Raw genomic sequence first — 9,729 nt, 5'->3', positions numbered from 1 at the left:
CTTCGGCACCAGGCTATCGAGCGTCACCATCTCAAGAGCCGTCTGGGTGGGGGCAGGTTTCTTCAACATGTCCCAATGAATCATAAACCCCTGGACGGTGCCAGGGGTTTGTCAGCAGTCTGACGGCCCGGGCTCCCCGGGCCGTTTTGCATTCGGTACCCACTCTGCGTTGCAACTGGGCTCGCAACGGCTGACGGCCCCGCCCCATTTGAAAAACCTTGTTGACAAGCCCGGTCAGATGGCCAAGTCTATAACACTAAAAGGGTATACATTCCGCAATAACGGAATATCGGGAGGAGTGTCAGGTGCCAGACCTGCTTGTGAGTCTATATTCCACCAAGCTTGCAGAACTGAAACAAAAGGCCGACGATGTCGGCGCCTCCATCCGTCCGGCCCTTCCCCCGGAACTGCATCTCGTCGTCAACTGGGTTCGCGAGCGGTTCAGCGAGAACTGGGCGAGCGAGGTTGCGGTCGCCTTCTCGCGCCAGCCCGTCGCCTGCCTGATATCAGTCGAAGGCGGCAAGCTTCTGGGTTTTGCCTGCTATGACACCACCGCGCGGGGCTTCTTCGGCCCAACCGGCGTCGCCCCGGAAGCGCGCGGCAAGGGTATCGGGCTCGCTCTCTTTTCCGCCTGCCTTCAGACCATGAAATCGCTCGGCCACGCCTATGCCTTCATTGGCGATGCCGGCCCGGTCGATTTCTACGCCAAAACCGCAGGCGCAATCGTCATCCCCGCCCCCGACAAGGGCATTTACGAAGGCATGCTGAGAAGCACGCCGAAATGATCATCTGATACCGGAGTTACAGAATTGTCCTCGACCCCGCTCGCCCTTTTCGTCGGCCTTCCGAACCCTGTCATTTCGGCTGATGAATTCGCTCTCTTTCGCGACACCAATCCGCTCGGCCTCTTCGTCGGCCGGCGCAATCAGCGCGAACCCGAGCAGACGAGGCGTCTGATCGACCGCTTCCGCGAAGCCGTCGGCCGCGACGACGCACCTGTCTTCACCGACCAGGAAGGCGGCCGCGTCCAGCATCTCGATGCCGGCCCCTGGCCGCTCTTCCGCAGTTTCGGCCAGTTCGCCGAACTTGCGCGCCGTGATTTCGATCTCGGCAAAAAAGCGCTGCGCCTTTCCTCCCAGGCCATGGGCGCGATGATGACGGAACTCGGCCTATCCAGCGGCTGCTCACCCGTTCTCGATCTCGTCTTCGAGACGACGAGCGCGGTCATCGGCGCCCGCTCCTTCGGCCCCGATCCCGACTTCATCGCAGCCCTGGGCCGCGAGGTGGTCGACGGCCTGCTCGAGACCGGCAACATGCCCGTGATGAAACATATTCCCGGCCATGGCCGTGCGACGCTCGACTCTCATAAGGAACGCCCGGTCGTCGATGCCAGCCGCGAGACGCTCTCCGCCACCGATTTCAAGCCTTTCGTCGCGCTGAAGGATACGCCCTGGGCTATGGTCGCCCATGTCGTCTATTCGGCTTACGACGCGGAACTTCCCGCCTCGATCTCGCCCGTCATGCGTGACGTGATCCGCAAGGACATGGGCTACGAGGGTGTGCTGATCTCCGACTGCATCTTCATGGAATCGCTGCAGGGCACCCTGCCGAAGCGCGTCCGCCAGGTGCTCGACGCAGGCTTCGACATCGCCCTCCACAGCCATGGCGACGTGAGGGAAAGCGAAGCTGCCGCCAAGGCCGCAAGCCCATTGACGGACGCCGCCCTCAAGCGCATCGCCGCCGGCAAGGCCCGCCTCGGCAATCTCAAGATCGATGTCCGCGCCGCGCACCGGCAAGTTGAAGCCATGTTTGCAAGCGCGCTGGTCTCCTGACCGGCACGTCATCTCTCACCACATAAAATGGGGAATAAGACATGAAAAAATATCTTCTTGCCGCCGCGCTGACGCTGCTTTCGGGATCTGCCATGGCGCAGACGATCCTGACGGCGAATATCGAACCGGCGACGACCTGGGTGCGCAACTTCAACCCGTTCAATCAGACCTCGTCGCGCCAATCCACGCTCGACTTCATCTACGAGCCGCTTGTTATTTTCAATCGCTTCGACAGCAACAAGCCGGTCTATCGCCTGGCCGAAAGCTTCAAGCTCTCCGACGATCTGAAGAGCATCGATTTCAAGCTGCGCCCGAACCTGAAATGGTCTGATGGTAAGCCGTTGACCTCTGAAGACGTCAAGTTCACCTATGACTACCTGAAGAAGTTCCCGGCGCTCGACTTCGTCAGCATCTGGACCTTCGTGACCGATGTGCAAGCCGTCGACGGCCAAACGGTGCGCTTCACGCTCGCCAATCCGAGCTCGCTTGCCGCCGAGCAGATCTCGCAGTTGCCGATCGTTCCCGAACATGTCTGGAAAGATGTCGCCGATCCCGTCACCTTCGCCAACGAGAACCCGGTCGGAAGCGGCCCGCTGACGGAAGTGCCGCGCTTCACCGGCCAGACCTACGATCAATGCCGCAACCCGAACTATTGGGACAACGAGCATCTGAAGATCGATTGCATGCGCTTCCCGCAGCTTGCCGACAACAACCAGATGCTGACGGCAACGGCCGACGGCACACTCGACTGGGGCGTATCCTTCATTCCCGATATCGACAATGTCTATGTCTCAAAGGACCCGGCCCATTTCCACTACTGGTATTCGCCGAGCAGCATGGTCGCCTTCCTGTTCAATCTCGAAACATCGAACGAGAACAACAAGAAGGCTTTCAACGACCTGAAATTCCGCCGCGCCGTCGGCATGGCGCTCGACCGCAAGACGATGATCGATGTCGCAGGCTACGGCTATCCGACGCTGAACGAAGATCCGGGGCTGATGGGCGAGCTTTACAAGAGCTGGGCAGACCCGTCCGTCAAGGCAGACTTCGGCAAGTTCGCGACCTATGACGCAGACGCCGCCAAGGCGCTGCTCGACGAAGCGGGCTACAAGGACAAGGACGGCGACGGCTTCCGCGATAACCCGGATGGTTCGAAGATCTCCTTCTCGATCATCGTCCCGAACTCCTGGACGGACTGGATCGACACCGTCAACATCGCCGTCGAGGGCATGCAGGCGGTCGGCATTAACGCCAAGATCGAAACGCCGGAGGAAGCCGTCTGGACCGGCAACCTCATCAACGGCAACTTCGATGCGGCGATCAACAGCCTGCCGGCCTCGGCTTCGCCTTACTACCCCTACAAGCGCGCCCTCAGCGCTTCGGACAAGGGCAAGACACGCTTTACCGCGCAGCGCTGGTTCAATCCGGAGGTCGAGAAACTCGTGACCGAGTTCACCCAGACCGCCGACCTTGCCAAGCAGAAGGAAGCGATGAACAAGGCACAGCGCATCGTCGCCGAAAACATGCCCGTCATTCCGGTCTTCAACAATCCGAACTGGTATCAGTACAACACCAAGCGCTTCACCGGCTGGTCGACCAAGGAAAACCCCTTCGTCAATCCGTCGATCTCGCGCACCAATCCGGCACGCCTGCTGAACCTCCTGGCCCTGGAACCTGTGAAGTAAGCATCACGATCTCCGGAAGCGGCGTAGAAAACGCCGCTTCCGTTACGACGGAGTTCCCATGGCTTTTCTGCTTCGCCGCCTCGTCTTCTACATGGCAGCCTTTATCGCGGCAGCGACGATCAATTTCTTCCTGCCCCGCTTGATGCCGGGCGATCCCGTACAGATCATGTTTTCGAGCGCCGGCACCGAATTGCCGCCGGAAAGCCTGCAGGCGCTGAAGCTCACTTTCGGCTTCGTCGATGGCCCGCTCTGGCAGCAATACCTCACCTACCTCGGCAGCATCTTCACCGGCGATCTCGGGCGTTCGATCAAGTATTTCCCGCTGCCGGTGACCTCGGTGCTCGGCCATGCCCTCGTTTGGACCGTCGCCCTGATGGGAACGGCGACGATCGTGAGCTTCGCGCTCGGCACCTTCCTCGGTATCGTCGCCGCCTGGCGCCGCGGCAGCCGGTTCGACGTCGTCGTCTCCGTCGGCGCGATCTTCGCGACCTCGGTACCGGCAGTCGTCACCTCGCTGATCGTGCTCTTCATCTTCGGCTTCACGCTCGGCTGGTTTCCGAGCGGTTATGCGGCCGATCCCTCGCTCGATCCGGCCTTCAGCCTGCAATATATCGGCAGCGTCGCCTATCACGGCATCCTGCCGATGGTGACGCTCTGCACCGTGCTGATCGGCGGCTTCACCGTCACCATGCGCAACAACATGATCAACCTGCTTGGCGAGGACTATATCGTCATGGCCCGCGCCAAGGGCCTGTCCGACCGCCGCGTGATGCTCTGGTATGCCGCCCGCAACGCCCTGTTGCCGACCGTCTCCAGCCTTGCCATCGCCATCGGCACCATCCTCGGCGGCTCGCTGGTGACGGAGGTCGTCTATAACTATCCCGGCCTCGGCAATATTCTCTACCAGGCGATCCTCGCCCGTGATTATCCGGTCATCCAGGGCCAGCTCCTGATCATGACCGCGACCATGCTGATCGCCAATTTCATCGTCGACGTCAGCTATATCTTGCTCGACCCTCGGCTGAAGGGAGCGTGAGATGAAGAGCCTGCTTCGAAACCGCAAGGCGCTCACCGGCCTCGTCATCATCGCCTTCATTCTTATCGTCGCGATCGCAGCCCCGCTGCTCACGCATTACGATCCCGCCGCCCGCACCGGGCGGCCGCACCAGCCGCCATCGCTCGACCACATCCTCGGCACGACCCGCATCGGCCAGGATGTCTTCGCCCGGCTGATCTATGGCGCCCGCACCTCGCTCGCCGTCGGCTTCGGCGCCGGCCTGCTGATCACGCTGGTCGGCACCGCGCTCGGCATCATCTCCGGCTATCGCGGCGGCAAGACGGACGAGGTCATCAGCTTCTTCACCAACATGGTGCTCGTCGTTCCGAACCTGCCGCTGCTGCTGGTGCTCGCCGCCTTCATTGGCCAGGCAAGCCCCGTCGTCATCGCCCTCATCCTCGGCGCCACTTCCTGGGCCTGGGGCGCCCGCGTTACCCGTGCCGAAACGCTCTCCGTCAAGCAGAAGGATTTTGTCAAATCCGCCGAGATGATGGGCGAGCCACAATGGCGCATCATGACATTCGAGATCTTTCCCAACGTGATTTCAATCGTCGGCATCAATTTCATCGGCAGCGTCATCTTTGCGATCATCACCGAGGCGACGCTGGAGTTTCTCGGCCTCGGCGATCCCAGAGCGATTTCCTGGGGCACCATGCTCTACAATGCGCAGAAGGCTTCCGCGCTTTCGGTTGGTGCTTGGTGGGATATTCTCACGCCCTGCTTTGCGCTCGCCTTCCTCGGCATCGGCATGTCGCTCCTGAACTTCGCCGTCGACGAGATCGCCAATCCGCGGCTGCGCACCGGCAATCACCTGAAGCGTTGGTCCCTGCTCGTCCGCTCCGGGGAGGGCCGCCTGTGACGCAACCGCTCCTTTCGGTGAGGAACCTCACCATCGACTATATCGGCGAAGAGAAGGATTTCCGCGCCGTCGACGATGTCAGCTTCGACGTCGCGCCCCGCGAGGTCTTCGGCCTTGCAGGCGAATCCGGCTGCGGCAAGAGCACCATCGCTTTTGCCGTCAGCCGGCTGCACAAGCCGCCGGCGCTGATCCGCAAGGAGAGCCGCATCTTGCTCGACGGCCGCGACGTGCTCGGCCTCGACCGGGAGGCGCTCAGCGCATTCCGATGGCGCGAGGTCGCCATGGTCTTCCAGAGCGCCATGAACTCGCTGAACCCGGTGCTGCGCATCGAGGCGCAATTCTCGGACATGCTGCGCACTCACAAGAACATGAGCCGCGCGGAAGCCCGTGAGCGCACCGCCGAGATGCTGAGGCTCGTCGACATCGCGCCGGACCGCATGCGCGATTATCCGCACCAGTTTTCCGGCGGCATGCGCCAGCGCATCGTCATCGCCATCTGCATGGCGCTCGATCCGAAGCTGGTTGTCATGGACGAACCGACGACGGCGCTCGATGTCGTCGTCCAGCGCGAAATCCTGCAGCGCATCAACGAACTGCGCCGCAGCTTCGGTTTCTCCGTGCTGTTCATCACCCATGATCTCGGGCTGATGGTGCAATTCTGCGACCGCATCGGCATCATGCTCGCAGGCCAGCTGGTGGAGCAGAACACGGCCGAGGCGATCTACAGGACACCTGAGCACGATTACACCAAGAAGCTCTGGGCCTCGTTCCCCTCGCTGCATGGAGGTGTGCTGCTATGAACGACGCCATTCTCGCGCTCGACCAGGTGACCAAGACCTTCGGCCATGGTTCGGGGGCCGTGCATGCGGCGCGCGCCATATCGTTTTCTCTGCATGCCGGACGGGCGCTGGCGCTCGTCGGCGAATCCGGCAGCGGCAAGACGACATGCGCTCGCATGGCGATGCGCGAATATCTGCCGACGTCGGGCCGGATCCTATACAAGGGCCAGCCGGTTGAGGCAGCGAAATCCGCCGAGATCGCCCGCTACCGGCGCTCGGTGCAGATGATCTTCCAGGACCCCTTCGCCTCGCTCAACCCCGCTCATACCATCGCCCATCATCTCCGGCGGCCGCTGAAGCTGCATCGCCCGGAAATCAAGGGAGCCGAGATCGACGTCGCGGTCCGCGAACTGCTGCAGCGCGTCAGGCTCGATCCCGACCTCGTGGCGCCGAAATATCCGTATGAGCTTTCCGGCGGCCAACGCCAGCGCGTCAACATTGCGCGCGCCCTGGCTGTCAAGCCGGAAGTGATCGTCGCCGACGAACCGACCTCGATGCTTGACGTCTCGGTGCGCCTCGGCGTGCTGAACCTGTTGAACGAGATGAAGCAGGAGATGAATCTTGGCCTGCTCTATATCACCCACGATATCGCAACCGCCCGTTATGTCGCGGAGGACATCGCCGTGATGTATGCCGGCCAGATCGTAGAATGGGGCAGCGTCGCCAAGGTGATCGACAATCCGCTGCATCCCTATACCAGGCTACTGCTCTCGGCCGTGCCCGATCCCGACGTGCGCTTCGAAGACCCGAAAGCCCGGCTGAGGCCCCACGAGGTCGAGGATATTCGCCGCCGTTCGGCCGCGCCGCAGGACGAGATCGTCGAGGTGGCGCCGGATCATTTCATGCGGATGATCTGAGGCCGCATTGCTGGCCTCGCTCTTTGCCCTATGCTAGGGGACGGCTCCTTTTCACACGAGGTCAAGCCGCCATGCTGCCCTGGATACAGCTCGATTCCGCGACCATTCCCGGCGAAGACGGGGAGTTGCGGCTGAAACGGCGCGGCGACGAGTTCTCGATTATGCTCGGCGCCAACGAGCTGATGAACAGCCGCCTCAGCGGCTCCGAGGAAGCGCTGGCGACCCTTTCCTGGGAGCGGATCAAAACACATCCGAAACCGAGGGTGCTGATCGGCGGGCTCGGCATGGGTTTTACCCTGCGCGCCGCTCTCGCCGTCCTTCCCGAAGATGCCGGCGTCACCGTTGCCGAACTGGTGCCCGCTGTGGTCGCCTGGGCGCGCGGGCCGATGGCCGAAGTCTTCAAGGGCTGTCTCGACGATCCCCGCGTCGGCATCCACCAGGGCGATGTCGGCGAAGCGATCCGCGCCGGCAAGGCCGCCTATGACGCCATCCTGCTCGATGTCGACAACGGCCCGGACGGGCTGACCCGCAAATCCAACGACCGGCTCTACGACTTCGCCGGCCTCCGCGCCGCCCGAGACGCGCTTCGCCCCAGCGGCGTGCTTGCCGTCTGGTCGTCCGGCCCCGATCCCGATTTCACGCGGCGTCTCCGGGACAGCGGCTTTTCCGTCGACGTCGTCAACACCCGCGCCAACCGTAAACGCGGCGCCCGCCACGTCATATGGTTCGCCGTCAAATCGGGCGGCTGATGGGCTGCCCTGAGAGACGTTTCAGGCGGCATCCGTCTGCGCCTCGCCGTCGGCGCCCGGCGCCCGGAACGCCTGCAGCATCAGATCGAGAAGCTCTTTGGTTGGCTCGCTGCAGGAAAGGATCTCGGAAATCTGCTTGATGCTCTCATCCGGCAGCTCCCACCATCTGAGTTGCATCATCAGGTTGCGGATCTCAGGATCGAAGCGGTGTCTTATGTGCCTGGCCGGATTGCCGCCGACGATCTCGAAAGGCTCGACATCTCTATAAACATGTGAGCGGGCGGCGATAACCGCGCCATCGCCGATGGTAACACCCGAAAGGATCGTGGCGCCGAAGCCGATCCAGACATCGTTGCCGATAACGACGTCGCCCTTCGTACCGCTCGGCTGCTTGATCCCCTCGCCGCCGAGTTGCGATAGAAATTTCGCATGTCCGAAAGGATACGTCGCGAAACGGTCGGTCCTATGCTCGCCGCCAAGCAGGATATTGACGTCCATGGCCACGGAGCAGAACCTGCCGATCCGCAATGACGCGCCCTGATCGTAGGTAAACACCCGAGCCCCCGAGACGCCATAGGAATACTTTCCGATATATACGCGGCTCGCCCCGCTTTCGATTATGCGATCCTCAGCTACTGCGTCGTCCATATACACCCGCGATTGTTGGGGTTATGTTGCCGGGCGAAGCTTTCGTCAGGCTTGCACCGACACAACGACTGCGTGCCGTCGGAATGAGATGGCAGTTTCGCTCAGGCTGGCATTGCTCAATTGCCGGAAGCGACTCTCCGAGCGGCGTTGATAGCGCGGCGGGCGCCGGAGCGCAGCTGCGCGGTCTCGGCGCCGGCGATGACGAAATCGAAGCCGAATTTCAACAATTCGCCGGCCCGCTCACCATCGCCGGCGAAAGCGCAGGCGAATTTGCCGTGGGCGCGGCAGCATGAAACCGCATGCTTCATGGCGCTGTCGATCTCGGCGGCATTCGGTGCCACCTGATCACCATTCGACAACGCAATGGAAAGGTCGGAGGGGCCGATGAAGATGCCGTCGATGCCGACAACGCCGAGGATGCCGTCGATTGCATCGAGTGCCGCCCGGGTCTCGATCATGGCGATGGCGACAGTGAGCTCATTGGCAGTCTTCAGATAGGCATCCGCCGACAGGCCGGTATGGTTTAGCGCCAGCGATGGCCCCCAGCTGCGCTCGCCGAGAGGTGGATATTTGGTGGTCCTGACCAAGGCTCTCGCGTCCTCGGCCGAATTGATCATCGGCGCGATGATACCCGAGGCCCCGGCATCGAGCAGCCGCGAGGCGGATGCGAAATCGCCGACCGGAATGCGCGCGATAGCCGGCTTGCCGGCAAGGCGCACCTGAGCCACGGCGTTTGCCGCCGCCGGCATGTCCCACATGCCGTGCTGCATATCGAGTACGACGGCATCGAAGGCCTCCTGCGCCAGATGGTTGACGAGCATGGCGTCGGGAATGCCGACCCAGGCGGAGATCATGCCGCCCTGGTGCTTCCTGATCCGGTCCGCAAAGCCGTCGATTTCAGCTGCGCTCATGCCATTCTCCTCAATTCATCAGACCGCCAGCGGCCATTGTTGTCCGGCAGCGGCGGCGGTTCACACTCTCCGGCGCAGTCGCGAGACGATGATCATGACCACGACTCCCAGTCCCGCCAGGATGGCTCCCCAAAGGATCCAGATCGTTTGCCTGATCATGAAGCTGGACGACGGATAGGGAAAATAGCCACTTCCCTGGCCGATCCAGATCAGTCCGAAGATGATCATAAGCACTCCGAGAACATATCCGATCGTTCGCCACATGCTTCAGCCGCCTTCCCTATCGATTCGA

Annotated in this window: 11 protein-coding genes; 8 read left to right on the top strand and 3 right to left on the bottom strand. The window is 62.0% G+C overall.

Annotated elements, in window-relative coordinates; genetic code table 11:
- Positions 1 to 305 precede the first annotated feature (305 nt).
- The 8 genes from EFD55_RS25055 to EFD55_RS25020 all read left to right on the top strand — a co-directional run bounded on the left by EFD55_RS25055 (position 306) and on the right by EFD55_RS25020 (position 7,878).
- Positions 306 to 785, top strand: a complete 480-nt coding sequence (locus EFD55_RS25055) for a GNAT family N-acetyltransferase (RefSeq protein WP_125848496.1) — start codon at positions 306 to 308, stop codon at positions 783 to 785.
- Positions 786 to 809: 24 nt separating this feature from the next.
- Positions 810 to 1,832, top strand: a complete 1,023-nt coding sequence (locus EFD55_RS25050) for a glycoside hydrolase family 3 N-terminal domain-containing protein (protein ID WP_125848494.1) — start codon at positions 810 to 812, stop codon at positions 1,830 to 1,832.
- Positions 1,833 to 1,873: 41 nt separating this feature from the next.
- On the top strand, positions 1,874 to 3,517 hold the full coding sequence (locus EFD55_RS25045; RefSeq protein WP_125848492.1) for an ABC transporter substrate-binding protein: 1,644 nt from the start codon (positions 1,874 to 1,876) through the stop codon (positions 3,515 to 3,517).
- A 58-nt stretch (positions 3,518 to 3,575) separates the two neighbouring features.
- Entirely contained in the window at positions 3,576 to 4,553 is a 978-nt protein-coding gene (locus tag EFD55_RS25040) for an ABC transporter permease (protein WP_125848490.1), read from the top strand.
- A gap of 1 nt (position 4,554) precedes the next feature.
- Positions 4,555 to 5,433 (top strand): ABC transporter permease, encoded by an 879-nt coding sequence (locus EFD55_RS25035; protein ID WP_125848488.1) that lies wholly within the window; start codon positions 4,555 to 4,557, stop codon positions 5,431 to 5,433.
- Positions 5,430 to 6,233 (top strand): ABC transporter ATP-binding protein, encoded by an 804-nt coding sequence (locus tag EFD55_RS25030; protein WP_125848486.1) that lies wholly within the window; start codon positions 5,430 to 5,432, stop codon positions 6,231 to 6,233. The genes EFD55_RS25035 and EFD55_RS25030 overlap by 4 nt, the downstream gene beginning before the upstream one ends.
- Positions 6,230 to 7,129: an ABC transporter ATP-binding protein gene (locus tag EFD55_RS25025; protein ID WP_125848484.1), complete on the top strand. Its 900-nt coding sequence runs from the start codon at positions 6,230 to 6,232 to the stop codon at positions 7,127 to 7,129. Before EFD55_RS25030 ends, EFD55_RS25025 begins: the two co-directional genes overlap by 4 nt.
- Before the next feature lie 71 nt (positions 7,130 to 7,200).
- Positions 7,201 to 7,878, top strand: coding sequence for a spermidine synthase (locus EFD55_RS25020; protein WP_125848482.1), 678 nt, complete (start codon positions 7,201 to 7,203; stop codon positions 7,876 to 7,878).
- Between the two features lie 21 nt (positions 7,879 to 7,899).
- Here the strand turns inward: EFD55_RS25020 and EFD55_RS34145 are convergent, their stop codons facing one another.
- From EFD55_RS34145 to EFD55_RS25005, 3 genes are all read right to left on the bottom strand, one after another.
- Positions 7,900 to 8,433, bottom strand: a complete 534-nt coding sequence (locus tag EFD55_RS34145) for a CatB-related O-acetyltransferase (RefSeq protein WP_281039996.1) — start codon at positions 8,431 to 8,433, stop codon at positions 7,900 to 7,902.
- Positions 8,434 to 8,642: 209 nt separating this feature from the next.
- Entirely contained in the window at positions 8,643 to 9,437 is a 795-nt protein-coding gene (locus tag EFD55_RS25010) for an HpcH/HpaI aldolase family protein (protein ID WP_125848478.1), read from the bottom strand.
- A 60-nt stretch (positions 9,438 to 9,497) separates the two neighbouring features.
- A complete protein-coding gene (locus tag EFD55_RS25005) occupies positions 9,498 to 9,701 on the bottom strand; it encodes a hypothetical protein (protein ID WP_125848475.1) in 204 nt (67 codons plus the stop codon).
- Between the last annotated feature and the right edge of the window lie 28 nt (positions 9,702 to 9,729).

The organism is Rhizobium pisi, assembly GCF_003938655.1.
Taxonomy (GTDB): Bacteria; Pseudomonadota; Alphaproteobacteria; order Rhizobiales; family Rhizobiaceae; genus Rhizobium; species Rhizobium pisi.
Note: the sequence above shows the minus strand (reverse complement) of the source record. Positions and strands in the feature narration are given on the sequence as shown.

Coding starts and splice junctions, on each gene's coding strand:
- EFD55_RS25010 (WP_125848478.1), bottom strand. CDS start 9,437: ATGAGCGCAGCTGAAATCGACGGCTTTGCGGACCGGATCAGGAAGCAC.
- EFD55_RS25005 (WP_125848475.1), bottom strand. CDS start 9,701: ATGTGGCGAACGATCGGATATGTTCTCGGAGTGCTTATGATCATCTTC.
- EFD55_RS25035 (WP_125848488.1), top strand. CDS start 4,555: ATGAAGAGCCTGCTTCGAAACCGCAAGGCGCTCACCGGCCTCGTCATC.
- EFD55_RS25045 (WP_125848492.1), top strand. CDS start 1,874: ATGAAAAAATATCTTCTTGCCGCCGCGCTGACGCTGCTTTCGGGATCT.
- EFD55_RS25020 (WP_125848482.1), top strand. CDS start 7,201: ATGCTGCCCTGGATACAGCTCGATTCCGCGACCATTCCCGGCGAAGAC.
- EFD55_RS25040 (WP_125848490.1), top strand. CDS start 3,576: ATGGCTTTTCTGCTTCGCCGCCTCGTCTTCTACATGGCAGCCTTTATC.
- EFD55_RS25025 (WP_125848484.1), top strand. CDS start 6,230: ATGAACGACGCCATTCTCGCGCTCGACCAGGTGACCAAGACCTTCGGC.